The following is a 23,293-nucleotide window of genomic DNA, read 5'->3' as shown; positions in this document are numbered from 1 at the left end:
ATGAAAAATCGGCAAGCCTTGCGAAACAGTGTTGCGGCAATAGCCGTAGCCGACGACGAACATTTCCGGCTGCGTGCCCGGATCATTTGCGGCCTGGCGTTTGGATTCCTGCTGCTGGCCGGCGCCGGCGGATGGGCAGCCACCGCGCAGCTTACCGGCGCAGTCATCGCGTCAGGTTCCGTCAAAGTCGACCGTAACCTCAAGGCCATTCAGCACCGGGATGGCGGCATTGTTTCGGAAATAGCAGTGCGCGAGGGCGATTTCGTTCAAAAGGGCCAGGTCATGCTGCGGCTCGACGATGCCCAAACACGCGCTGAACTTGCGATCATCCGCTCGCAGCTCGTAGAATTGACGGTGAGGAAAGCCCGCCTCGTTTCCGAGCGCGATGATCTTGATCATCTCATATTGCCTGAACGGACGCTTGGCAGCGATCAGCATTCTACAATGACGCTGGCCGGCGAAGAACGCCTTCTGCGCGGCAATCGCGGGCACCGCAACAGCCAGAAAAGGCAACTTGATCTTGGCATCGCCCAGCTAGGCGAAGAGATCAAAGGGCTTGAAGCACAGCGGGACGCGAAGAACGAAGAGATTCGCCTCGTCGAACTCGAACATGGAAAGATCAAGGGACTTGCCGACAAGAAGCTGATCGAAGGCAACCGCATCTATGTGATCGAACGCGAGTTGGCGAGCCTTCGCGCCACCCGCGCTGAAGCGGAAGCCGGTATTGCAAGGGCAAGGTCGCGCTGCAGCGAATTGCAATTGCAGATACTTTCCGTCGACGAGACGGCCCGAAACGAGGCTCAGCGCGAACTGACGACCATCGAACCGAAGATCGCCGAACTTAACGAACGCCGTGTTGCCGTCGAAGACCGGCTGTCCCGCACCGATATTCGCGCGCCGCTCGCGGGCACGATCAACGAGCTTGCCGTGCATACGATCGGAGGCGTGGTGACGCCGGCCGCTCAATTGATCACGCTCGTTCCCGACAATGCGAAGCTGAAGATCGTCGCGCGCATCCAGCCGACCGATATCGACCAGGTATCGACCGGACAAAAAGCCAAGCTTCGCTTTTCCGCGTTCAATCAACGGACCACGCCCGAAGTCTCGGGTACGGTCGCATTTGTTTCGCCTTCCACGTCGACCGATACGACCACCGGTCAGGTCTACTACCTGGCCGAGATCGAAGTGAGCGAGGAGGAAATGGAAGGATTGGCGGGAAATGAGCTGAAGCCGGGAATGCCTGTCGAGGCGTTCATATCAACCGAGAACCGCACGGCTCTGTCGTTCCTGTCAAAGCCCCTCATGGATCAGTTTCGACGCGCATTCCGCGAGGAATGAAGCAGCCTTCCAGTCAAAAAAGCTAGTTGAGGAGTTGCCGGGTCTGGCTCCCCACGGAGCCAGGCAGGCGTTTCTGCGCCGCAAGCACGACTTCCAGCCGGTTGCGCGCATGCAGCTTCTGCATGAGGATGGTCATGTAGTGCTTGACGGTCTTTACGCTGATGTCGAGTTGCTCGCCAATTTCCTTGTTGGTCCGCCCTTCTAGAAGCAAATTTACGATTTGCTCTTCGCGAACACTCAAGCGTATGGCCTCGCTCTTGTTCTTTTGCATCGAGACACGGCGGAGCGCCAGGATGACCTGCGCTGCAAGGCTTTGCGTGATATAGGTTTCGCCGCCAAGAACGGCCCGAACCGCCTGGCGAAGGTCGTCGGCGCTGCTGCCCTTCAACACGTAGCCGCTGGCGCCGGCTTCGAAGGCCTCTACCGCGCTGTCGACACCGACGGCGGAGGTGAAAGCCACGATCTTCGTTTCCGGCATAGTTTGTGAAATGGATGTCATCGCCTCGAGCGTATCACCCGGCATATTCAGGTCGACGATAAGGACATTCGGCTTCAAGCGATTGGTAATATCGAGGGCATCCGCCGCTGTGCCGCCTTTCCCAACAACGTGATAGGCGTTGTCGCTCGCAAAGATACTGGCGATACCTTCTAGAAGAATGGGATGATCGTCGACAAATGCGATCGAAAATTTGGACATTTCGCCCCCGGGCCATTCCGATCTATTCGATCGGTGGTTTGTTTTTATTATCAGGAGCTTTGCATGGTCGTAGCCGAGATCCAATTACGGAATTCGATGTAGACTCGATCGGCAGCGTCTACGGAAATTTAAGTCCGGCCGTAGACTGACACATCAAGGGACGGTGGATATCGGTGTCAGGTCACAAGTTCCAAAAGAACTTCATAAGCCGCGTCGATATCGGATTGTATAGCCAGTTTGACCCGATCCCCGTCATGGGCGCTCAGGGCAGCAAACATCGCGCGGTGATGTTCATTGGCCTTGGTGTAGTTGCCGGAATCGTGCAGCATGTTGAAGTATGGACTCACCTGCAACCACAGATTCTCGATGATGTTGAGGATGCTTTCGGAGCCGGCAGCGCGGTAAATGGAAAAATGGAAGGCATAATTCGCGCGTAGATAGGATTTTATGTTTCCAGACGCATTCCCTGCCTCAAGCGACTCCAGCACGACCCGCAGGGCATCCAGTTCTTCCTGCTGTATGCGTTCGGCAGCCCATTTTCCTGCCAAGGCCTCAATCTCAATGCGCACATTCCGAAGATCTGTCAGCTTGGCGCGGCTCAAGCGCGGTATGCCGATCGATCGGCCTGAGACGACGGTCAAGGCGTTGGCAGCCGTCAACCGCCTTAAAGCCTCGCGTACGGGCATGGCGCTCACGCCGAACGCATCGGCGAGGCTCTGCACCGGAACCATCTCGCCCGGCACAATGCCACCCTCCAGGATGAGCCCTGTGACTTGACGGTATACGCGGTCCTGCAAGGTCTCCCTTGAAAGCGGGACTATCTCAACTCCTGGCCGTTTAAAACCAGCCTCAGCCATTTGCTATGCCTTCTGTGTCGGGGCGGTTGTCCCCGTGTTGTCTGCTCGCAATGCAACCTCTGCAGGAGCGCGTCAAGCCATGTCTGTTTATCACACGCATCGGCCTTTGTTATATTAATTTATCATTGATCTTTGATCAAATGGTGATACGGTCCTTGCAGCGGAACGGCAAGACGTTTGAGGAAGCGTCTTGGGAGGTGTTTCGTACAAAGGGGAGGAGTTAAACGATGGATGTCATATCGAGAATCCAGCGCCTTGTCGTATGCGCTGGGATTGCCGCCGGGGCTACTCTGGCTGGCGGGCATGCGGACGCTGCTGAAAAGCATAAAATCTTCCTGAGCATGAGCTTCATCGGCAATGACTGGCAGGCGGAAGCCGCCAACATGGTCAAGGCGATGGCAGCCCATAAGAGTCTCGCCGACAAGGTCGATCTGCAAGTTCAGGTGGCCGGGCCCAATGCTCAACGCCAGATTCAGCAAATCAACGCGATGGTGCAGGCAGGCGCCGAGGCGATCGTCGTGTTTCCGATCTCTCCGACTGCGCTCAACCAGGTCGTCAAGAATGCTTGCGACAAGGGCGTAAAGGTATTTGCCTATGACGGCGAAATCACCGAGCCCTGCGCTTATAATATAGCCATCGATCAGGAAGAGGCTGGTCGCGTTACGGCGGAATGGCTTGTGAAGAAGCTCAACGGCAAGGGCAACATTATTGCTATTACGGGCGTGCCCGGCACCTCCGTCGATAATCTGCGCACCAAGGCGGCAAAGGAAGTTTTCGCCAAGTATCCAGACATCAAGATCGTCGGTGAAGCCGTCGGCATGTGGAGTCAGGCGGTTGCCCGTACCGAACTGTCGAAGATTCTGGCTACCCGCAACTGGGACGAGATCAACGGGCTCTGGATGCAGGTGGGTTGCTTCACAGCAAATTCCATGCAGCTTGAAGCCGGCAAGAAGCCGGAACAGTTGCTCCCATGCGCAGGCGAGGGATCGAATGGCGGGCGTATCCAGATGCTTCCCGCCGGCACTGACGTCGAAGGGGCTACTTCGCCCTATGCACCGCTCGGTGCCCCACGCATTTCCTATGCCTCGCCGCCCTATTCCGGTGCTTTGGCCCTGAAGCTCGCTGTTGAGGCGATCGAAGGCAAGGATGTGCCGAAAAAGACGGTATTGCCACTGCCTTTGGTAACGAACGAAACGATCAAGCTGTGCCAGGAAGGCACCTGGCAGGAAATGAAGGAGGGCTGCAATGCCTTCAAGCCCGCGATCGTCTCGAATCCCGGTTGGTTCGCCTCGATCTTTTCCGATCAGACACCAGAAATTGGTCTGAACGCGGCACTCGTAGGCCAACCCGAAAACTAGAGGACAGAGCGTGGAGCGGATTGGCCGCTCCACGCTTGCCGGCCCAATTATCATAATACAGGCAGGACCCTCCGGGATGAAATCAGCAGTTGAACAAGCCGCGATAGAAGTTGCGGACCTTCGCAAGGCATTCGGTGCGACGGTTGCGGTGAACGGCGTGTCATTCGCGATCGCTCCCGGAAGCACCCACGCGCTGCTTGGCGAAAACGGTGCTGGCAAGTCGACGATCGTCAAGCTCCTGTCCGGCCTCCTGCGCCCGGATGAGGGTCAGATATCGGTATTCGGAGAGAAGGTGACATTGAAGGCGCCGCGTTATGCCCATGCACGTGGCGTGCAAACCGCGTTCCAGGAGATGACTCTGGCCCGCGACCTCACCGTCCTCGATAACCTGCTTATGCCCTATGCGCCGATGGGGGTCACAGGCTTGATCCGCCGCGCCTCGGCGCGACGCGCCATCGTCGAGCATTTGAAGGAACTCGACTTTTCGGTCGATCTCGATGCTGAGGTTGGGACCCTGGATTTGGCCATCCAGCAGAAAATCGAGATCGCCCGCGCCATCTATCGCAAGCCCCGCATCCTCCTCCTCGATGAGCCGACATCGACTCTCGCCGGCGGTGACGTCGAGTGGCTTGGTCGCATCATTGCCAAGTTGAAGTCGGCAGGAACGACCATCGTTTTCATCACACACCGCATGCGTGAGGTCCGCGCATTCTGCGACACGCTGACAATATTGCGCAACGGCCAGCATATAACGACTTGTTCGGTGGAATCCATTACCGATGCACAGGTCATAGAGAGCATCGTTGGCCGCAGTATCGCGCAGACTTTCCCCGAACGACCAAAAAATGACTCTGCTTTTGGCGCACCGGTACTCGGGGTGCGTAATCTCGTTACAGGTAAAAAACTGCAAGATGCCAGCTTTGATTTGCGAAAGGGCGAGATTCTCGGCGTCGCCGGGTTGCAGGGCATGGGTCAGCTCGACCTTTTTCTGGCCTGTTTCGGGATGACCGAGGTCGTGCGTGGCGACATCCTCGTCGATGGCCGCAAGGTCCGGTTTGGCTCGCCGGCGGACGCCCTGAAACCCAACATTGCCATCGGGCTTGTCCCCGAAGATCGCAAGACCGAAGGCCTGTTTCTGAAGCTCAACGGCACCGTCAATGCGTCCCTTCCGGTAATCCAGCGCTTTTCACGATTCGGCTTGATTCAAACCGGGCTTGAGCAAGAGGCGGTCCGCACCGCCTTCGGCACAGTCGAAGTGGACGAACGCGCTCTTTGGACGAGGGCGGGGTCTTTTTCCGGGGGCAATCAACAAAAGATAGCGATTGCCAAGTGGCTCGTGGCGCAGAGCCGCATCCTGCTTTTGTTCGATCCGACCCGTGGCATCGATGTCGGCACGAAACATGAGCTTTATGTGATGATGCGAAATTTTACCGATTCCGGCGGTTCCGTCCTGCTGCACTCGACCGAAATCCCGGAACTCGTGCATTTATGCGACCGCGTCCTTGTTCTCTACGATGGTCGCGTTGCGGCGTTCCTGACGCGTGACCAGTTGACGGAAACCTCGATCATGCGCCCGGCTCTCGGTCACGAAACACCGACGCAGGAGGCTGCCGAATGACGATGACCAGTATGGCAGCTCCCAAACGCGACAGGCTCCGGTTTCTTGCCATGTCACCGGAGCGTCGCAGTGTAATCATTGCGATCGTGGTATTTCTTGGTCTGCTTGGCATCGTCGATCTCGTCAGCACGGGGCCACTCAGCTACTTCGATATTTCATTCCTTTCGAGCGGTGGTGCGACTTCGGCACTCGCCGCCATCGGCCAGACCATCGTTGTATTGTCCGGCGGGTTCGATCTTTCGGCCGGCGCGGTCATATCGCTCGTCAACGTCGTTCTTGCGCAGAGCATGGATCCGGCGGCCGCTGAGACGAGCGTACTCAATTGGACATGCGTCGGAATCGGTGTCGGAATGTTGACCGGCGCGTTCAACGGCATTTTTATCGCTTTCTTCCGGCTGCAACCCATCGTCGTCACCCTGTCCACCATGTTCATCATCCAGGGTCTGACTTTGCTCGTCATGGACAAGCCAGGCGGCTTCGTTGCTCCCGATCTCGGCACGTTTTATCTCGGGGACGCCGTTACCGGATGGCTTCCCATGCCGCTCGTGGTAATCGGCATCGTTCTTCTCGCCTGGCTCTGGTTGAAGAATACGCGCCTCGGAACAGCCATATATGCTGTCGGTAGTGATCCGGACGCTGCCGCGGCCATCGGCATCCGCGTCAAGCTGACAAAATTCCTGGTCTATGTCATTGCCGGCGGCTGCTATGGCCTGGCGGGCGTCTTCATCAGTGCCCAGACGGGGAGTGCCGATCCGCTGGTTGGAAATCCGCTGCTGCTTTCGATGTTTGCGGCTGTGGTCGTTGGCGGAACGCGCCTTGGCGGCGGGCGCGGCGGTCCGCTAGGCACTGTATTCGGGGCCTATATCCTGATGATGGTCGTGAATATCCTGCTGGTGCTCAATGTATCCGCTTACTACTCCACCATTGCCGAGGGCACGATCCTCATCCTGGCGGTCCTCGCGGGATCCATCTCGTACAGTTCCACCCTTGCCAAGCAGATCCGCAGTGCAGGCGCCCAGTTTTCAGCCTGGCGAAACGGCTTGCTGCCATCGCAGCTCGACCGGACCGACCGGAGATTGAAACTTGCCGGCCCAACGCGTTTCAAGCCGGTGTCGGCATCATTTCTGTCGCGCAACCGCGAGACCATCCGCTATGCGCTTCCTGCCTATGTTTGCCTTCTCCTCGTCGTCATCGTCACGCAGCTCTGGCTTGGCCGCGCTGTTTTAAATCCGACCTATTGGAACTCATTGGCGGTTCTCTCCACCTTCCTAGCCATCCTGGCGCTTGGACAGGGAACGGTAATCCTCACCGGCGGGCTTGACCTCTCGGTGCCTTGGACGATCGGCATTTCGGGCATCCTGCTCGCCGGGATCGTCAACGGCTCCGACGCTGCCTTGACCTATGCCTTGCCTGCCGTCCTTTTGATCGCTGCAGCGATAGGCTTCATAAATGGCGTCGGTATCGTGATCCTTGGCATTTCGCCGATCGTGATGACGCTGGCGATGAACGGGATTCTGCAAGGTTTTGCGCTGGTCTATTCGCAAGGGACGCCAGCCGGCTTCTCCTCGCCCATGCTTCGCTGGTTCATGACCGGCAAGATATGGACTGTGACGCCCGTTGTCCCTTTCATGGTGCTGTTCGTCATAGTGTCGGTGCTCCTCCTCGGAAGAACCGCCTTCGGCCGCAGGGTCTACGGTATCGGCAATGGCCTGCGCGCCGCACAGCTTTCCGGGATCGCGGTGGGGCGCACACTCATTCTCGTCTATGTTCTTTCCGGTTTTTGCGCTGGTCTCGTCGGCATTTTGCTCACCGGCTTTTCCGGCCAGGCGAGCCTTGGCATGGGCGATGACTACCTGCTGCCGTCCATTGCGGTGGTGGTGGTCGGTGGCGCTTTGATAACCGGTGGGCGCGGGCATTATCTCGGCATGCTCGGAGGCGTACTCCTGCTTACGGCACTGCAGATGTTCCTCGCCGGAACAACGTTGCCTTACGCCACACGCGCGATCCTGTTTGGACTTGTCGTGCTTGGCGCGGTCATGGCGCTTCGTGAGAAGCGATCTTAAGAGGGGATGAATGATGAACAGGGTGGCTCCAGCATCGGCGGAAGAGTTCTTGGGCGGCGTGCGCGGCCAGCGCGTACTGGTTACCGCAGGGGGGTCGGGCATCGGATTTGCTATTGCTTCAACGCTAACGGCTCTCGGCGCGCGCGTGGCAATCTGCGACATTTCACAGGCTTTGCTTGAAGAAGCAAGCGCTTCGATGAAGCCGGCCCTGGCAACCATTGCCGACGTTTCGAGCGAGGCAGATGTCGACCGCATGTTCGATGAAGTGTCGGCGTCTTTGGGCGGGCTCGACGCACTGGTGAACAATGCTGGAATTGCCGGACCGACCGGAGGTGTTGACGAGATCAGCACCGAAGACTGGCGGCGCTGCATCGACATCTGCCTGACCGGACAGTTTCTCTGCGCCCGGCGTGCAACACCCCTGCTAAAAGCCGCCGGTGGCGGATCGATCGTCAACATGTCGTCAGCCGCAGGCAGGCACGGTTATGCGTTCCGCTCGCCCTATTCGGCCGCCAAGTTCGGCGTCGTCGGTTTTACCCAAAGCCTTGCCAAGGAACTCGGACCTCATGCGATCAGAGTGAACGCCATCCTGCCTGGTATCGTCGAGGGACCAAGGATTGAAAACGTCATCAGCAACCGTGCGAAACAGTTGGGCATATCCCACGACGAGATGACGGCACGCTATCTGCAGAACGTCTCGCTTCGGCGGATGGTCAGTCCCTATGACGTGGCGAATATGGTCGCATTTCTGCTTTCCAATGCCGGGGTCAATATTTCTGGCCAGTCGCTCGGCGTCGACGGCAATGTCGAGACCTTGTGAGGGAAAAATGACGGAGAAAACAGCGATTATCGGTAGCGGCTTTATCGGCAGGGCCTGGGCGATAAGCTTCGCCAGGGCAGGCTATGAGGTCGCTCTTTGGGATCAGTCGTCCGAGGCCGTTGCCAAGGCCCGAGATTATGTTGCCGAGGTCCTCACCGACCTTGAGCGAAATGATCTTCTGAACGGGCATACACCGGAAGCGGTGCTGGAAAGGATTACCCCAGAAGCAGATTTGGCAAGGGCCCTGGACGGTGCGATCCACATCCAGGAGAACACGCCCGAAGACCTTAAGATCAAGATCAAGGTTTTCTCCCAGCTCGACGAAGCGGCTGGTCCTTCTGCGGTGATCGCCAGTTCGACTTCGGCCCTGTTGCCGTCGAAATTTACCGAACATCTGGCCAACCGCCACCGCTGCCTGGTCGTCCATCCGATCAACCCGCCTTACCTGATACCAGCGGCGGAGGTCGTGCCTGCGCCATGGACATCGCCAGACGTGGTGGAGCGGACGCGGGCATTCCTGGTCGCTGCCGGTCATGCACCGCTTGTGATGAAACGCGAACTGGATGGGTTCATCATGAACAGAATGCAGGGCGCATTGCTCGAGGAAGCTTTTCGGCTTGTCGCTGACGGCTACGCCACGGTCGAGGACGTCGATATAGGCATCAGGGACGGTCTTGCCTTACGCTGGTCGTTCATGGGGCCGTTCGAGACGATCGACTTGAATGCTCCCGGCGGCGTTCGCGACTATGTGGAAAGATACCAGATTATCTACGAGCGGTTGTTCCCGCAGATGCAGCGCCGCGTCGACTGGGCCGGCGACGTGCTGGAGACCGTCGAATCCGGCCGGCGCGAGAAGCTGCCCAAGGAAAAGCTGGTGGAACGCCAGGTCTGGCGTGACCGCCGCCTGATGGCACTCGCGGCACACAAGCAAAAATCAACGCAGGAGTTCGGACGATGAGCGAGACAGCGAGAGTGACCGGAGGATCAACGATCAAGGGCAAGGTCATCATCACCTGCGCCATCACGGGTGCGATCCACACGCCGACGATGTCCCCTTATTTGCCGATCACGCCCGACGAAATCGCCAAGGAAGCGCTGGCGGCAGCAGATGCCGGAGCTGCGATCCTGCATCTGCACGCGCGCGACCCTGAAACTGGCAAACCGGACCAAACGCCTGAAGCTTTCGCCAGGTTTCTGCCCCGGATCAAGCAGAACACGAAGGCCGCGATAAACATCACTACGGGTGGCAGTCCCTATATGAAGGTCGAGGAGCGGGTCAAACCGGCAGCGACATTCAAGCCCGAGGTGGCTTCGCTCAACATGGGTTCTATCAATTTCGGACTTTATCACCTTGTCGACAAATACAAGGAATTCAAGTTCGACTGGGAAAAGCCGCATCTGGAAGCCACGCGTGACCTCGTTTTTCGCAACAGTTTCAAGGATATAGAGTACATTCTGGCAACCTGCTACGACAATGGCACGCGCTTTGAATTCGAATGCTACGACATTGCGCATCTCTACAACCTCGCGCATTTTGCGGATCGCGGTCTCGTGAAGGCACCGTTCTTCGTGCAGTCGGTGTTCGGGCTGCTCGGCGCAATCGGAACGCATCCGGAAGACGTCGCCCACATGAAACGCACGGCAGATCGGCTCTTCGGCGATAGTTTCCGGTGGTCCGTTCTCGGCGCGGGCTCGAGCCAGTTGCGCATCGCCGCTCAGGCCGCGGCTCTCGGAGGCAATATCAGGGTTGGTCTTGAAGACAGCCTGTGGGCGGGGAAGGGTAAACTCGCCAAGTCGAATGCCGAACAGGTGTTGCTGGCGCGCAAGATCATCGAAGGTCTCGGCATGGAGGTGGCAACGCCCGATGAGGCTCGCGAGATTCTTCAACTCAAGGGAGGCGACAAGGTCGCGTTCTAGGAGAGAGCCATGTTGCGCATCGAAGTTTTCAGCAGCGACCGGAATGAGCTCGGTGAGGGTCCCCTATGGGACGTCGAACAGCAACGGCTTTACTGGATCGACTCATACGCGCCGGCCGTTTATTCCTGCGATGCAAATGGCGGGGACCGCAAGACCTGGAAAATGCCGGAGCCCATTGGGTCGATGGCCTTGCGCTCCAGGGGCGGAGCGATCGTTGCGCTGAGAAACGGGTTTTATACGCTGGACTTCGCAACGGGAGCAGTGGAACTGCTCCACGAAACGCATCCGGGAGAACTTCGTCCGCGGCTGAATGACGGGAAAGTTGATCGCCAGGGCAGCTTCATAGCCGGCTCGATGGATTTCGAGGAACGGGATCCGGTCGGCACGCTTTATCGCCTTGACCCCGACCTGTCGCTTCACATCCTCGATACCGGCATCGTCTGTTCGAATGGCCCGTGCTTCAGTCCCGACGGCGCAACCCTCTATTTCGCCGACACCGGCACACGGAAGATCCATGCATATGCCTACGACACGGCGACCGGCACTGTAGGATCGCGCCGCATCTTCACGAGTTTCGAGGGTCTGCGCGGCTATCCGGATGGCGCGACGGTGGATGCCGAAGGATATGTGTGGAGTGTCGAAGTATATTCCGGGCGCCTGATCCGCTTCGACCCGAATGGAGTCATCGATCGCATCGTTGGCCTTCCGGTCCAATCGACCACAAGCATCACGTTCGGCGGACCGGAACTTGACATTGCGTTCGTAACGTCGATGGCCCGGCCATTCAACAACCAATACCATCGCGAGCGCGAAGCGGGCTGCATGTTTGCGGTTCATGGGCTGGGTGTCCGCGGGTTGCCGGAACCGCGTTTCAAAGGATAGGGGAGCGACATGAAAATAGAAGTGGTGGTAGACGTCAAGACAACCCTCGGCGAGGGCCCGCTATGGGACGTGGACCAGGAACGACTCTACTGGATCGACAGTTTCGACGGACGCGTTTTCCGGGCTACCGCCGACGGGCGTGAACTGCGCGCCTGGGATGTGCCGATGAAAATCGGCTCCATGGCGCTGCGCAAGGATGGAAACGGGGCAATCGTCTCACTCGCCCGGGGCTTTCATCTCCTCGACTTCAAAACAGGCGATGTCGACCTCATTCACGATCCTGAACCCGATAAGCACGAAAATCGCATCAATGACGGCAAAGTGGACAAGCAGGGCCGTTTCGTTGCGGGCTCGATGGACACGATGGAGAGCGGTCCCAATGGCACGCTTTACCGGGTCGATCCCGATTTGAGCGTTCATACCCTCGATGAGGGCATCATTGTTTCGAACGGTCCGTGCTGGAGCCCGGACGGAAGTACATTCTATTTTGCGGATTCCTGGTCGGGCGAGATCTGGGCCTATGATTACGACCAGGCCAAAGGGAGTGTATCCAATCGCCGTACGTTCGTGAAACTCGACACATCGACGGGTGGTGCTGCCGACGGTTCCACGGTGGACGCCGAGGGATGCTTGTGGAACGCTCAAGTCTATGACGGGAAGGTGATCCGCTACAGGCCGGACGGATCGGTGGACCGGGTCATTGATATGCCGGTGAAAAAAGTGACCAGTGTCATGTTCGGCGGCCCGAACCTCGACATTCTTTATGTAACCTCCATGGCAAAGCCGCCGCTACCGCGCTTTCCGGGCGATGGGGTTCTACGTGGTAGCCTGTTTGCAATCACTGGACTTGGCATCAGGGGCGTTCCTGAGATGCGCTTTGCCGGGTAATAAAAGCGCTCTCCGGTTCCTCTAGGTTCCCGCTGCGACAGGCGTTCTACGACACCGATGCGATTGTGAGGATCAACGGTCGCTAACCGTGAAACAGCGCGGCGTATGGATTCAGGTCCGCAGACGAGATCAGACCCAGCATCCGGCTGGGTCAACGTTTCACGTTGCGCTATCCGTGAAGATGAGCAGCGGTTTGCAATAAATTGTTGACAATAAGCAATCTGCAATCTATCTCCTGTTGAAACAGGAATAGGCGGATGAATCAGACAGCCTTCGAAATTCTCAGGTCCACGTCCCTTCCGGGACTGTTGGAACAGGAGATCGAACGATTCATTCTCGACGGCGAGGTAGCGCCTGGCGGTCATTTGAATGAAAAGGAGATTGCTTTCCGGTTCGGCATCAGCCGCGGACCCGTCCGCGAAGCACTCCGATCGCTCGAGTCTTCAGGTCTCATCGAGCAGGTCCCCAACCGGGGCTTCTTCGTCCGCCGACTCAGCGCAGCGGAAGCATCCGACGTTTATGACGTGCGCACGGTGCTCTTCGGTCTTGCCGGAAAGGTTCTGGCAGAACGCGCGACCGACGATGATATTGCAAGGCTGAGGCGCTTCGTCGGGGACATGGACGAAGCCATCGGCGCGGATGACCATGCCCGCTATATCTCGCTTAATTTCGCCTTGCATGAATTCATTGTCGTTCGATCAGGAAACGAAGTTCTGGCTCAGCAGTATCTGACGCTGGTCAAGCAGCTCAGGCTCCACCGGGCCCACAGCCTGATGCACGGCGACGCGATCCACGCTTCCAACCTGGAACATCACATGATGGTCGATGCCATCGCCGCTCGCGACCCGGTGCAGGCCTTCAAAGCTCACGCCAACCACGTCGAGACGGCGAAGGGCCGGCTCATGGCGGCGACAAACCCTCTTGCATAGCACTGGAGATATGTGTGACTCCCTCACTCGACATTACGGCCCAGGCCATACGTTTCATAGAACGCACGACCTATGCGGATTTGCCGGAAGAGGCGCTCATTATTGGCCGGCGTTGCATGGTCGATACGGCGGGCCTGTATCTGGCCGGCAGCCGCGAAGCTTCGGTTGAAATCCTTATTGGCGATGCATTGGATCAGGCCGGGCGCGAGGACGCGCCCCTGCCGGGTGCCGGGACGAAGAAGGTTCCGGCGCCCTTGGCCGCCCGCGTTTGGGGCACTGCCGGACACGCCCACGATTGGGATGATACGCAGGTTTCGCACGATCCGGCCCATGTCTACGGCCTGCTTACGCATCCGTCTGTTCCACCCCTCACCGCCGCGCTCATCATCGCAAGCCGCGAAGGGATCGTGGACGGGCGTGAATTGATGCTTGCGTTCCAGGTGGGTTTCGAAGTCGAATGCAAGATCGCGGAATGGATGAAACCACGCCACTATCGACGCGGTCACCACACGAGCGGTACCGTCGGCACGTTCGGGGCGACGGCGGCTGCCGCGAAACTCCTCGGATTGAAGGGCGACGCGCTCGCACATGCGCTCGGATTGGCCGCAAGTTTTGCAGCTGGCATACGCGCCAATTTCGGCACCATGACGAAGCCGCTCCATGTCGGCCGAGCCTGCGAGAATGGCGTAACTGCCGCTCTTCTAGCCGCACGCGGCTTCGAGGCGGACCCTTCAGTTCTCGACGGACAGTGGGGTTTCTTCTCGGTGATGGGGGAGGGCCTCGATCTGGACAAGGCAGCAGCGGGATTTGCCGCGCCCTTGACGATTATCGAGCCCGGCGTCAGCATAAAGCCGTACCCGTCGGGCATTCTCACGCATCAATCAATGGATGCGATGTTGAAGCTGGTGATCGACCATGACCTCAAGCCTGAAGAAGTAGAGCGCATCAGGTTCTTTGCCGGCAAAAATATCATCGAACCGATCCGCTATCCGATTGCGCAGAACCATCTTCAGGCGAAGTTCTCCATGCCCGCATTGCTCGCCATGATCATCCTGTGCCGGCGGGCAAGCCATCATGAATTCGAGGACAGCTTTGTTGCCGGCGAGGCGATGCAGGATCTTCAGGCACGAACCGACGTGATAAACGATCCGGCTATCGACGCGGCAGGGTACGACCGCATACGGTCGCGCATCGAAGTGGTTACGAAGGACGGCCGGACATTGGTGCAGGAGGCGGACGAGCGCTATCGGGGCGGCCCGTCCAACCCGATCAGCGATGCCGGTCTGGACGACAAGTTCCGCATGTGTGCCGAGGGCGTCATTGATCGTGAAGCGCAGGAAGAATTGCTGGCGCTCGTGCGAAATATCGATGCCGGCGCCGACGTCGGTCGCTGCATGGAATTGATCAGCGGGGAAGAAAAAGCCCCGTGAACTGAGTTTGAGGAAGCCGTTCTGGAGAAACGGCAGCTAAATGGGAGAGAGAAATGACATTCATCAAGTCTATCGGCCAGGCAGTGCTTGGCCTTGCCACGCTAGCGATTGTTTCCGGCGCAAATGCCCAAGCTGAACCACTGCCATACCCGAACAAGGTGGTGACGCTGGTGACGCACTCAAGTCCCGGCGGTGGCAGCGACGTGTTCCTGCGCGAAATGACCAAATATCTCGGCAAGTACATCGACGCCACCTTCATCGTGGAAAATGTCCAGGGTGGCAGCGGCGCCAAGGCCATGGCTCGGGTTGCGAGCGGGCCAGCCGACGGGAGCGTCTTCTACGCGACGACGCCGACTTACATCTATACATCCTTGATGAGCAAGCCGCAGAGCACCTACAAGGACATGGATCCGCTGGTTAACATCTTCGCCGACAGCGAAGTGATCTATACGCGCACGGATGGGCCCTACAAGTCGCTGAAGGACGTGATCGAACATGCCAAGAAAGAACGCGGCCGCTGGGGCGCAGCCAATCCCGCATCCCTGGAACGGCAGGCGGCCGAGCAGCTGAAGCGCGCCGCGGGCGTGACACCGGCAATCGTCACCCATGAGGGCGGCGGCGACATGATGCTCAATGTTCTCAATGGCACGCTCGACATCGGCATTGGCGAGATCCAGGAGCTTCGATCGCAGCTCGATGCCGGCAAGATTACGCTGCTCGCTACATTCAATCCTGAACGCATCACCGAAAAGCCCGATGTGCCTACCGTAAAGGAATTGGGCTACGACGTCAGCCTGGTGAAATTCCGTGGCCTCGCTGGCCCAAAGGGCGTTCCGGATGCCACCAAGGCGGTCTGGGACGAGGCGATAAAGAACCTGCTGGCCGATCCGGAATACAAGAAAGCCTATACGGCCGAAGTGCTCGTTCCCCAGTTGATCGGAGAGAAGGACTATCCGGCATTCATCAACAATTTTGCCACGTCGACCGAGGAATTTCTGAAATCGACGGGCGCCATCAAGTGAGATTGATCGCGGGGGCTGGCGAAAAGGCTGGCCCCTCGTCGATCATCGTTAAGGGTTGATCCATGAGAAAAGACCTTATCAGCGGCCTCGTTCTCCTTGCTGGCGCAGGTACCTACTATGCCTGGGCAGGTGAAATCGCCGACAGCACTTTGTCGGATGAGGTTGGCGCGGCCGGACTGCCGCATGTGCTTGCCATCGTACTTGCCATCCTCGGAATATTGCTTATCGGGCGGACGTTGCTCGCAAGCCAGGCGCGCCCGGTGACGGCGGGTGCGGATGACGATGAAGGAGACGCGCGTCTTCCGCGTGCCGTCGGCTTCCTGCTGTTCGGTGCCGCTTACGTGATCCTTTTGCCTTTCGTCGGCTACGTCATCGGTACCGCACTCCTCATCGGCGGCATCGCGCTTTATGAAGGCGCGCCGCGCACCTGGGTCGTACCGGTTGCCGCCATTGGCGGCGGCATTTTCTACTGGGCCGTCTTCGTCAAACTGCTCGGGGTCCACCAGCCCGCAGGTTCGCTGGTACAGGGGTTATTTTGATGACGACGATTATAGACATAATCAGGCTTTTGACGGAAACGCCGCTCATTTTCGTTTCCATCGCCGGCCTCACCTGGGGCATTCTCGGCGGCGCCCTGCCGGGTATTTCGGCTTCCATCACCATGGCCCTTGTACTGCCGTTCACCTATACGATGGATCCTGCGCAGGCGATCGCCTTGCTCGCCTGCGTCTATATCGGCGCCGAGTATGGCGGCTCGATCCCGGCTATTTTAATTAGGACGCCGGGCACCAATTCTTCCGCAGCCACTGTGATCGACGGTTACGAACTCAATCGCCAGGGGCGAGCCGGCGAAGCGCTGGGCATTTCCCTTATGTCAGGGGTGATCGGCAGCCTGTTCGGCCTCGCAATGCTGATAATGCTAACGGAGCCACTGTCGTGGCTGGCGCTGGCATTTACGCCTGCCTCCTATTTCGGGCTCGGTATCCTTGGCCTCAGCGTGATTGCCTCGATGAGCGGAGGCTCGCTGATCAAGGGTCTTGCGGCTGCAACTGTCGGCCTGATGATCGCAACAGTGGGCACCGATCCGATATCGGGCGTGACGCGCTTTACATTTGACATCCCGGACCTGCTGGGCGGGGTCGAACCCGTCCTTGTGATGGTGGGCCTCTTTGCGTTGACGGAGTTGATGAGCCAATCGGGATCGACCAACACGGCGCAGCTCAATCAGAAAATCAAGATCAAGCTGCCAAGCCTTTCTGTCATGAACAGGCTCAAGCGTTCGCAATTCATCGGCTGCGTCCTTGGCCTGTTCGAAGGGCTCACCCCCGGCGGCGGCGGTTCGATTGCAGCGTTCATGTCCTATAACGAGGCCAAGCGCTGGTCGAAGACACCGCATTTGTTTGGCAAGGGATCCGAGGAGGGCGTCGCTGCGCCGGAGGCGGCCAACAACACGGTGGCAAGCACCGCGCTCATCCCGCTTCTCAGCTTCGGCATCCCGAGTTCGAATTCGACGGCGGTCCTGCTTGGCGGCCTATTGATGCATGGCCTGATTCCTGGACCGCGCCTGTTCGAACAGAGCGCCCAGGTGATCGACAGTATTTATGTCGGTTCGTTCATCGCGATCATTGCGCAAATCGGTGTCGGTATCATCATCCTTCCGGCCTGCATTTGGCTGGTCAATCGTCCGCGCCCCTACCGCGCTGGCTTCATCTTCGCGCTTATCCTGTCGGGCATTTTCACGCTGAACAACAGCCTGTTCGACCTTGGAATTGCGCTCGCGCTTGGCTTGGTCGGCTTCCTTATGCGTATCGCCGGATTCCCGGTCCTGCCGATGATACTTGGCGTCGTGCTCGGCCATATGGTCGAATCGAGTTATCGCCGCTCGCTGGTGCTTTCGGGTGGTGACCACATGATCTTTCTTCAGGACCCCATCGCCGTGGCGCTGCTTTCCATCGCGCTCATATTCGTCGTTTTTTCGCTTAGCCGCGAGGTGCGCGACGCCCGCAAGACCAGAATAGAGGAAGCCCGTTCATGAACCAGACCGTTCCCCCAGTGTTGCCCGTCGCGGCAAGATTGGCGAGTTTTGCCGCGGAATGCACACCGCCGGCCGCCGTCGACGCAGTCAGCCGGCGGCTCCTCTTCGATATTGTCGGTCTGGCTGTTGCTGCCCGCGGCACCGACTATGTCGCAGCGGCACTGGCCAGCGCCGTGGATGCCGGAAGCTGCACCGCTTTCGGTCAGGAACGCCAGCTTGGGCTCTACGATGCCGCGCTCGTCAACGGCACAGCCGCACATGGCGAAGATTTCGACGACACCTTCGAAGGTGGTCCCATTCATGCCGGCGCCGTGGTTGTCTCCGCGGTCCTTGCGATCGCCGAAAGGCGCGGACTTGACGGGCGCGCCGCCATGCGCGGCATCGCGGTGGGCGCCGAACTCATGTGCCGGATGAGCCTGGTAGCACCGCAGGCAACGCACAAGGCGGGCTTTCATCCGACTGCCATATTCGGCGCGCCGGCAGCGGCGGCGGCTGTCGGTGCAGCGCTGGGGCTAGGGCCCGACGTGATTGGCAGGGCCCTCGGAATTTCGGGCAGCCTTGCTTCCGGCATCATCGAGTATCTTGCGGATGGCAGCTCGACCAAGCGTCTGCATGCGGGCGCTGCTGCGCAAGCCGGCGTGCGAGCCGCCCTGCTCGCAGATGCCGGCTTCACAGGTCCCATAAGCGTTTTCGAAGGCTCACATGGATTGTACAGGGCCTTTGCTCCGTCCAAGGCACCGGATTTCATGCCGTTGCTCGAGGGGCTGGGCAAGCAGTGGATCGTCGAGACGCTGGCGTTCAAACCATACGCCTGCGGAACCATGACCCAACCCTTCATCGACTGCGCCAAGAAGCTGGCGGCGCTCGGTATCGGCGCCGAGGACATTGCATCCATCGTCTGCAAGGTAGGGGAGGGCACAGTTCATCGTCTATGGGAGCCATTGGCCGAAAAACAAAGGCCGCCGAATGGTTATGCCGGCAAGTTTTCGACACCCTATTGCATGGCAGTCGGATTCCTGGATGGGGAGGCCGGGCTCGGGCAGTTTACCGATGAGCGGGTGCGCAATGCCGCGATCCGAGCGCTGGCAGCCAAGATCTCGTATGAAATCAATCCGGCCGATCCCTATCCGTCGAATTTTACCGGCAACCTCAAGGCGGTTTTGAAAGACGGCACGGTTCATGAATTCCACCAGCCCTATATGCGCGGCGGAGCGCGCGAACCCTTGCCTGACGCCGAGATGGAGAGCAAGTTCGAAGCGAATTTGCGCTTTGGCGGCCTGCGGGAGCGCAGCATTGCGGCGCTGCGCGCATCCCTCGAACAAATCGCGGCTGGCGGTCCTATCGATCTGGCGGGAGCACGCGCATGAACGCGGATCAAACAACGCGGCGGGAACTCGACGGACAGGTGGCGCTGGTAACCGGTGCCTCGCGCAATATCGGTCGGGCGATCGCCCTTGCCCTGGCTGACGCCGGCGCCGGGATCGCCATTGTGGCCAGATCGGATCAGGCAGCGGCGGAGACTGTCGCACGTGAGGTTGAGCAACGGGGCAGCCGCGCCGTCGTCCTTCTTGGCGATGTGGCGAATGAAGCCGATGCCGACCGCCTCGTCGGGCTTGCGGCCGAACAGCTCGGGCGCCTCGACATCCTCGTCAACAATGCCGCCATACGGCGTGAAGCCCCCATTGAAGCCTTGTCGTTCGAGGATTGGCGGGAAGTAATGAGCGTGACGCTCGATGGCGCGTTCCTCATGAGCCGCGCTGCGATCCCTCATTTACTCTCCGGCGGAAGGGGTACCATCATAAACATTGGCGGATTGACGGCCTACACCGGCGCGGTGCACCGCGCCCATGTCATATCGGCCAAGGCCGGGCTCGACGGCTTCACCAAGGCACTGGCCCATGAACTTGGACCGCGTGGAGTAACGGTCAATCTGGTTTCTCCCGGGATGATCGATACGAACCGCGTGCACGCATCGTCTGGCGGTGAGCCGGCGCACCACAACACCACGCGCACGCTGGTGGGAAGGCGCGGAACGCCTGAGGAAGTTGCAGCTGCGGTCATGTATCTCGCGAGCGAGCCGGCCCGCTTTGTCACCGGCCAGACGCTGCACGTCAATGGCGGCGCTTTCTTACCCTGATCCGCCAGTGGTGTGTTGGATTTGAATACAGGCTTGATCCATGGGCGGTCCACCCTCCTGAGGGTCTCAGTGAAAGGACGGCATTGCCCGTGTCAGATCTTTCCCATTCCTTGCCGCCGCCGCGCCTGCGCTCGCTTTTCCTGCTCTGCTTCAAGATAGGCATATTGAGCTTTGGCGGCGGCCTGACCGGCTGGCTGTATCAGGGGTTCGTGCTCCAACATCGCTGGATCGATGAAGATGACTTCGCCAGCAGTCTTGCTATCTCACAGATGTTGCCTGGCGCGAATGTGGTCAATTTGGTCATTTGCATGGGCGAACAACTTCGGGGCCCCATCGGAGCGCTTAGTTGCGTCGTTGGCTTCCTCGTTGGCCCGTTCTTCGCCGTCATTGCGCTTTGTCAGGTGTTCGATGCTTTGGCAGGCTTTGCATTGCTTCCCGCCATCTCCGACGGCGTGGCCTTTGCGGCGATGGGTTTGCTGGTCGTCATGTGCATCCATGGCCTTCGGCGGGCAATGCGCTTTCCTCCCTCGGTCGCAATCGTTGTTGTCACCGCATTCCTCGTTGGAGTGCTTGAGATGCCGCTGATACCGGTGGTGCTTGTGCTGGCGCCAATCAGCGTCGCTCTGTCTTGGCGCAGGGCGTGATCGTGCGGTTCGACACACTCATTGCCATAGCCCTCGTGTTCATCCCGTTTTCCCTGACTTCAATCGGGGGCGGCAGCGCCATCGTGGCGGGTATCCAGCACGAAGCCGTGACCGTTCATGGTTGGGTGAGTTCCCGGGAGTTCCTCGATCTTTTTGCCGTGTCGCGTGCGGCACCGGGTCCGGGTATGATGCTGGCAACCGTCATCGGCTGGCGGGTGGCGGGTTGGCTGGGCGCGGCAATAGCGACGCTCGCGCTGTTCGTGCCGTCTTCGATGCTGTGCTATGCGGTGTTCAAATTGACCAACAACCACCGCCAGAAACGCTGGCACCGTGCCATGCGCGAAGGACTGGCTCCTGTGGGCATTGGACTGATCATCGCCGGAATCATATCGCTGTTCCGGCTGTCGCACGGCGGACCATCGGCCATTGCCATCATTGGCCTCGCCGCCGCCATCTTCCTGTGGATGCCGAGATTTCCGGTGCTCGGCGTGCTGGTTCTCGGCGGCTTGGTCGCTGCGCTCGCCGCAACCGGCTTTTGAACCTTAGGAATCAAGCTGCTTGAAGCGCACCAATTGGCTTGCGAGCTTGATCGCGTTTTCAAAAGCGCCGGTATCGGCAATTCCCTTGCCGACGATATCGAATGCCGTGCCGTGCGCAGGCGTCGTAAACACCGTATCGAGCCCCGCCGTTACCGTTACGCCCCGGTTGAAGCCTCGCATCTTCGTCGCGATCTGCCCCTGATCGTGATACATGGCGAGAACCCCATCAAATTCCCCGGCAAAGGCCTTCAGATAGACCGTATCGGATGGAAACGGCCCTTTGCAGTCAATACCCTTGGCGGCCATGGCATCTACGGCTGGACGGATAATTTCGATCTCGTCCGTACCGAAAAGACCGTTCTCTCCGGCATGCGGATTGAGCGCTGCGACGGCAAGGCGGGGTTTTGCTATACCGGCCTTGCGCATCATGGTCGTGGCAAGGACGATCGCCTCCTCGATGGCCGGTCGCGTGATCTGGTCGACGGCCTGGCGCAACGAGACGTGCGAGGTAACGCGCGACATCCATTGACCGTCGAGCACGTTCATCTCGCTGAAATAGCTGTGATGACCTAGGAGATGGGCGAACATCTTGTGTTCGTCAGGGAATTTCCAGCCGCCATCGTACATGGCCCGCTTGTTCAGGGGAGCAAAGGTTACCGCATCGACCTCGCCTGCCAGGGCGAAGTCGATCGCACGCGCCAGCGTGTCTCCGGCCAATCGGCCGGATTCGGCGCTTGCTACGCCCGGCTCATAGAGCGAGGGATCGGTGTTGCCGAGGTCGATCAGCGGCACGGCGCTATCGGACCAGTCGACGGAAGCCGGAGACTGGTAGCTTCGATATGCAAACGATACGCCGGCCTGGCGTTTTCCGAGATCGAGGGTGCGAGCGTCGCCCACGACAACGATGCGGGCCACATCGGCCATGCGCTGGTCATGCAGGATGCGAGCGGTCTGCTCGGGTCCGATGCCGGTACAATCGCCGGCGGTGAGCGCGATAACGGGGCGTTCGCTGTTCATGGTTTCCTCATCTGTTCTTCGGGCAGCCGGATGGCCTCGGCGATCGCACGACCGCAGGTGATGGTGTCGGCTCGTCCGCCCAGATCTCCCGTACGCAGCGCCGGATCCATCAGGATGCTTTCTATTGCCGACACGATTGCCGCTGCCGCCTGTGGATGACCCAGATGATCGAGCATCATGGCACCCGCCCATATCTGGCCGATCGGATTGGCGATGCCCTTGCCGGCGATATCCGGTGCCGAGCCATGGACAGGTTCGAAGAGCGAGGGGAACAGGCGTTCCGGATTGATGTTGCCCGACGGCGCAATTCCAATCGTACCCGTACAGGCAGGGCCGAGATCTGAGAGAATGTCACCGAAGAGATTGGAGGCCACAACCACATCGAAGCGATCCGGATTGAGCACGAAATGCGCGCAAAGGATATCGATGTGATACTTGTCCCAGCGCACATCCCCATAGCGCTTGGCCATCTCTTCGACGCGCTCATCCCAGTAGGGCATGGTGATCGAAATGCCATTGGATTTTGTAGCGGACGTCAGATGCTTCTTGGTGCGGCTTTGGGCAAGCTCAAAGGCAAAGCGGAGAATGCGGTCGATGCCGACCCGGCTCATCACAGTTTCCTGCACGACGATCTCGCGCTCGGTTCCCGGATACATCTTGCCGCCGATGGAGGAGTACTCGCCCTCGGTGTTCTCGCGAACCACGAAGAAGTCGATATCGCCGGGCTCGCGTCCCGCCAGCGGCGACGGCACGCCCGGCATCAGGCGGACGGGCCGCAAATTCACATACTGGTCGAACTCCCGTCGAAACTGCAAAAGCGAGCCCCATAGAGAGATATGATCGGGAACCATCTCCGGCCAGCCAACAGCACCGAAGTAAATGGCATCGTGCCCGCCAATCAGTTCCTTCCAGTTCTCCGGCATCATGCGGCCATGCTCGGCGTAATAGTCGCACGAGGCGAAGTCGAAGCTGTCAAATCTGAGATCGAGGTCGAACCTTTCAGCGACCGCCTTAAGGACACGTAGTCCCTCCGGCATGACTTCCTTGCCGATGCCGTCGCCGGCAATAACGGCAATCCTGAAGCTGTTTGCAGTCATGAGAA

22 protein-coding genes are annotated in these 23,293 nt (G+C 59.1%); 18 read left to right on the top strand and 4 right to left on the bottom strand.

Annotation, left to right across the window (positions count from 1 at the left end):
- Complete coding sequence (locus tag BM074_RS19320; RefSeq protein ID WP_091924271.1) at positions 1 to 1,338, top strand: HlyD family type I secretion periplasmic adaptor subunit; 1,338 nt, start codon at positions 1 to 3, stop codon at positions 1,336 to 1,338.
- A 22-nt stretch (positions 1,339 to 1,360) separates the two neighbouring features.
- Here BM074_RS19320 and BM074_RS19315 read toward each other — a convergent pair whose 3' ends face one another.
- Both BM074_RS19315 and BM074_RS19310 read right to left on the bottom strand, forming a co-directional pair.
- Positions 1,361 to 2,035, bottom strand: a complete 675-nt coding sequence (locus BM074_RS19315; RefSeq protein ID WP_027232692.1) for a response regulator — start codon at positions 2,033 to 2,035, stop codon at positions 1,361 to 1,363.
- A gap of 176 nt (positions 2,036 to 2,211) precedes the next feature.
- Entirely contained in the window at positions 2,212 to 2,892 is a 681-nt protein-coding gene (locus BM074_RS19310) for a GntR family transcriptional regulator (RefSeq protein ID WP_027232693.1), read from the bottom strand.
- Between the two features lie 227 nt (positions 2,893 to 3,119).
- On the opposite strand from BM074_RS19310, the gene BM074_RS19305 reads away from it, so the two are divergent.
- From BM074_RS19305 to BM074_RS19225, 17 genes are all read left to right on the top strand, one after another.
- Entirely contained in the window at positions 3,120 to 4,250 is a 1,131-nt protein-coding gene (locus BM074_RS19305) for a sugar ABC transporter substrate-binding protein (RefSeq protein WP_091924268.1), read from the top strand.
- Between the two features lie 76 nt (positions 4,251 to 4,326).
- On the top strand, positions 4,327 to 5,868 hold the full coding sequence (locus BM074_RS19300) for a sugar ABC transporter ATP-binding protein (protein WP_091924265.1): 1,542 nt from the start codon (positions 4,327 to 4,329) through the stop codon (positions 5,866 to 5,868).
- 50 nt (positions 5,869 to 5,918) lie between these two features.
- The gene (locus tag BM074_RS19295; protein WP_244532984.1) at positions 5,919 to 7,931 is read left to right on the top strand and encodes an ABC transporter permease; all 2,013 of its coding nucleotides are present in this window, start codon (positions 5,919 to 5,921) and stop codon (positions 7,929 to 7,931) included.
- Positions 7,932 to 7,944: 13 nt separating this feature from the next.
- Complete coding sequence (locus BM074_RS19290) at positions 7,945 to 8,751, top strand: SDR family oxidoreductase (protein WP_091924456.1); 807 nt, start codon at positions 7,945 to 7,947, stop codon at positions 8,749 to 8,751.
- Between the two features lie 7 nt (positions 8,752 to 8,758).
- Positions 8,759 to 9,709, top strand: a complete 951-nt coding sequence (locus tag BM074_RS19285) for a 3-hydroxyacyl-CoA dehydrogenase (protein ID WP_091924259.1) — start codon at positions 8,759 to 8,761, stop codon at positions 9,707 to 9,709.
- Entirely contained in the window at positions 9,706 to 10,668 is a 963-nt protein-coding gene (locus tag BM074_RS19280; RefSeq protein WP_036814903.1) for a 3,5-dioxohexanoate:acetyl-CoA acetone transferase, read from the top strand. Before BM074_RS19285 ends, BM074_RS19280 begins: the two co-directional genes overlap by 4 nt.
- A gap of 9 nt (positions 10,669 to 10,677) precedes the next feature.
- Positions 10,678 to 11,550 carry an SMP-30/gluconolactonase/LRE family protein gene (locus tag BM074_RS19275; protein WP_244532971.1) on the top strand — a complete coding sequence of 291 codons (873 nt, stop codon included), beginning with the start codon at positions 10,678 to 10,680 and terminating at the stop codon, positions 11,548 to 11,550.
- A gap of 9 nt (positions 11,551 to 11,559) precedes the next feature.
- Complete coding sequence (locus BM074_RS19270; protein WP_091924256.1) at positions 11,560 to 12,438, top strand: SMP-30/gluconolactonase/LRE family protein; 879 nt, start codon at positions 11,560 to 11,562, stop codon at positions 12,436 to 12,438.
- A gap of 257 nt (positions 12,439 to 12,695) precedes the next feature.
- Positions 12,696 to 13,367 carry an FCD domain-containing protein gene (locus tag BM074_RS19265; RefSeq protein WP_091924253.1) on the top strand — a complete coding sequence of 224 codons (672 nt, stop codon included), beginning with the start codon at positions 12,696 to 12,698 and terminating at the stop codon, positions 13,365 to 13,367.
- Between the two features lie 14 nt (positions 13,368 to 13,381).
- Entirely contained in the window at positions 13,382 to 14,797 is a 1,416-nt protein-coding gene (locus BM074_RS19260) for an MmgE/PrpD family protein (protein WP_091924251.1), read from the top strand.
- Between the two features lie 53 nt (positions 14,798 to 14,850).
- Complete coding sequence (locus tag BM074_RS19255; RefSeq protein WP_027232704.1) at positions 14,851 to 15,819, top strand: tripartite tricarboxylate transporter substrate binding protein; 969 nt, start codon at positions 14,851 to 14,853, stop codon at positions 15,817 to 15,819.
- Positions 15,820 to 15,881: 62 nt separating this feature from the next.
- Positions 15,882 to 16,358, top strand: a complete 477-nt coding sequence (locus BM074_RS19250; RefSeq protein ID WP_091924246.1) for a tripartite tricarboxylate transporter TctB family protein — start codon at positions 15,882 to 15,884, stop codon at positions 16,356 to 16,358.
- Complete coding sequence (locus BM074_RS19245) at positions 16,358 to 17,854, top strand: tripartite tricarboxylate transporter permease (protein WP_091924243.1); 1,497 nt, start codon at positions 16,358 to 16,360, stop codon at positions 17,852 to 17,854. The genes BM074_RS19250 and BM074_RS19245 overlap by 1 nt, the downstream gene beginning before the upstream one ends.
- Positions 17,851 to 19,221, top strand: coding sequence for an MmgE/PrpD family protein (locus tag BM074_RS19240; protein WP_091924241.1), 1,371 nt, complete (start codon positions 17,851 to 17,853; stop codon positions 19,219 to 19,221). Before BM074_RS19245 ends, BM074_RS19240 begins: the two co-directional genes overlap by 4 nt.
- Positions 19,218 to 19,991, top strand: coding sequence for an SDR family NAD(P)-dependent oxidoreductase (gene fabG / locus BM074_RS19235; protein WP_051615197.1), 774 nt, complete (start codon positions 19,218 to 19,220; stop codon positions 19,989 to 19,991). Before BM074_RS19240 ends, fabG begins: the two co-directional genes overlap by 4 nt.
- Before the next feature lie 89 nt (positions 19,992 to 20,080).
- Positions 20,081 to 20,635, top strand: coding sequence for a chromate transporter (locus BM074_RS19230; protein WP_175499074.1), 555 nt, complete (start codon positions 20,081 to 20,083; stop codon positions 20,633 to 20,635).
- Positions 20,636 to 20,637: 2 nt separating this feature from the next.
- Positions 20,638 to 21,174, top strand: a complete 537-nt coding sequence (locus tag BM074_RS19225; protein WP_091924451.1) for a chromate transporter — start codon at positions 20,638 to 20,640, stop codon at positions 21,172 to 21,174.
- Positions 21,175 to 21,177: 3 nt separating this feature from the next.
- Here BM074_RS19225 and BM074_RS19220 read toward each other — a convergent pair whose 3' ends face one another.
- Entirely contained in the window at positions 21,178 to 22,191 is a 1,014-nt protein-coding gene (locus BM074_RS19220) for a PdxA family dehydrogenase (RefSeq protein WP_091924236.1), read from the bottom strand.
- Positions 22,188 to 23,288 carry a tartrate dehydrogenase gene (locus BM074_RS19215; protein ID WP_091924234.1) on the bottom strand — a complete coding sequence of 367 codons (1,101 nt, stop codon included), beginning with the start codon at positions 23,286 to 23,288 and terminating at the stop codon, positions 22,188 to 22,190. The genes BM074_RS19220 and BM074_RS19215 overlap by 4 nt, the downstream gene beginning before the upstream one ends.
- Between the last annotated feature and the right edge of the window lie 5 nt (positions 23,289 to 23,293).

Source organism: Phyllobacterium sp. CL33Tsu (assembly GCF_900113985.1).
Classification (GTDB): Bacteria; Pseudomonadota; Alphaproteobacteria; order Rhizobiales; family Rhizobiaceae; genus Phyllobacterium; species Phyllobacterium pellucidum.
The sequence above is the reverse complement of the archived record's forward strand: the minus strand, read 5'-3'. Positions and strand labels throughout refer to the sequence as shown.

Excerpts from the sequence above, each read along its gene's own strand:
- BM074_RS19320 (WP_091924271.1), top strand. The coding sequence starts at position 1 with ATGAAAAATCGGCAAGCCTTGCGAAACAGTGTTGCGGCAATAGCCGTA.
- BM074_RS19315 (WP_027232692.1), bottom strand. The coding sequence starts at position 2,035 with ATGTCCAAATTTTCGATCGCATTTGTCGACGATCATCCCATTCTTCTA.
- BM074_RS19310 (WP_027232693.1), bottom strand. The coding sequence starts at position 2,892 with ATGGCTGAGGCTGGTTTTAAACGGCCAGGAGTTGAGATAGTCCCGCTT.
- BM074_RS19305 (WP_091924268.1), top strand. The coding sequence starts at position 3,120 with ATGGATGTCATATCGAGAATCCAGCGCCTTGTCGTATGCGCTGGGATT.
- BM074_RS19300 (WP_091924265.1), top strand. The coding sequence starts at position 4,327 with ATGAAATCAGCAGTTGAACAAGCCGCGATAGAAGTTGCGGACCTTCGC.
- BM074_RS19295 (WP_244532984.1), top strand. The coding sequence starts at position 5,919 with ATGTCACCGGAGCGTCGCAGTGTAATCATTGCGATCGTGGTATTTCTT.
- BM074_RS19290 (WP_091924456.1), top strand. The coding sequence starts at position 7,945 with ATGAACAGGGTGGCTCCAGCATCGGCGGAAGAGTTCTTGGGCGGCGTG.
- BM074_RS19285 (WP_091924259.1), top strand. The coding sequence starts at position 8,759 with ATGACGGAGAAAACAGCGATTATCGGTAGCGGCTTTATCGGCAGGGCC.
- BM074_RS19280 (WP_036814903.1), top strand. The coding sequence starts at position 9,706 with ATGAGCGAGACAGCGAGAGTGACCGGAGGATCAACGATCAAGGGCAAG.
- BM074_RS19275 (WP_244532971.1), top strand. The coding sequence starts at position 10,678 with ATGTTGCGCATCGAAGTTTTCAGCAGCGACCGGAATGAGCTCGGTGAG.
- BM074_RS19270 (WP_091924256.1), top strand. The coding sequence starts at position 11,560 with ATGAAAATAGAAGTGGTGGTAGACGTCAAGACAACCCTCGGCGAGGGC.
- BM074_RS19265 (WP_091924253.1), top strand. The coding sequence starts at position 12,696 with ATGAATCAGACAGCCTTCGAAATTCTCAGGTCCACGTCCCTTCCGGGA.
- BM074_RS19255 (WP_027232704.1), top strand. The coding sequence starts at position 14,851 with ATGACATTCATCAAGTCTATCGGCCAGGCAGTGCTTGGCCTTGCCACG.
- BM074_RS19250 (WP_091924246.1), top strand. The coding sequence starts at position 15,882 with ATGAGAAAAGACCTTATCAGCGGCCTCGTTCTCCTTGCTGGCGCAGGT.
- BM074_RS19245 (WP_091924243.1), top strand. The coding sequence starts at position 16,358 with ATGACGACGATTATAGACATAATCAGGCTTTTGACGGAAACGCCGCTC.
- BM074_RS19240 (WP_091924241.1), top strand. The coding sequence starts at position 17,851 with ATGAACCAGACCGTTCCCCCAGTGTTGCCCGTCGCGGCAAGATTGGCG.
- fabG (WP_051615197.1), top strand. The coding sequence starts at position 19,218 with ATGAACGCGGATCAAACAACGCGGCGGGAACTCGACGGACAGGTGGCG.
- BM074_RS19220 (WP_091924236.1), bottom strand. The coding sequence starts at position 22,191 with ATGAACAGCGAACGCCCCGTTATCGCGCTCACCGCCGGCGATTGTACC.
- BM074_RS19215 (WP_091924234.1), bottom strand. The coding sequence starts at position 23,288 with ATGACTGCAAACAGCTTCAGGATTGCCGTTATTGCCGGCGACGGCATC.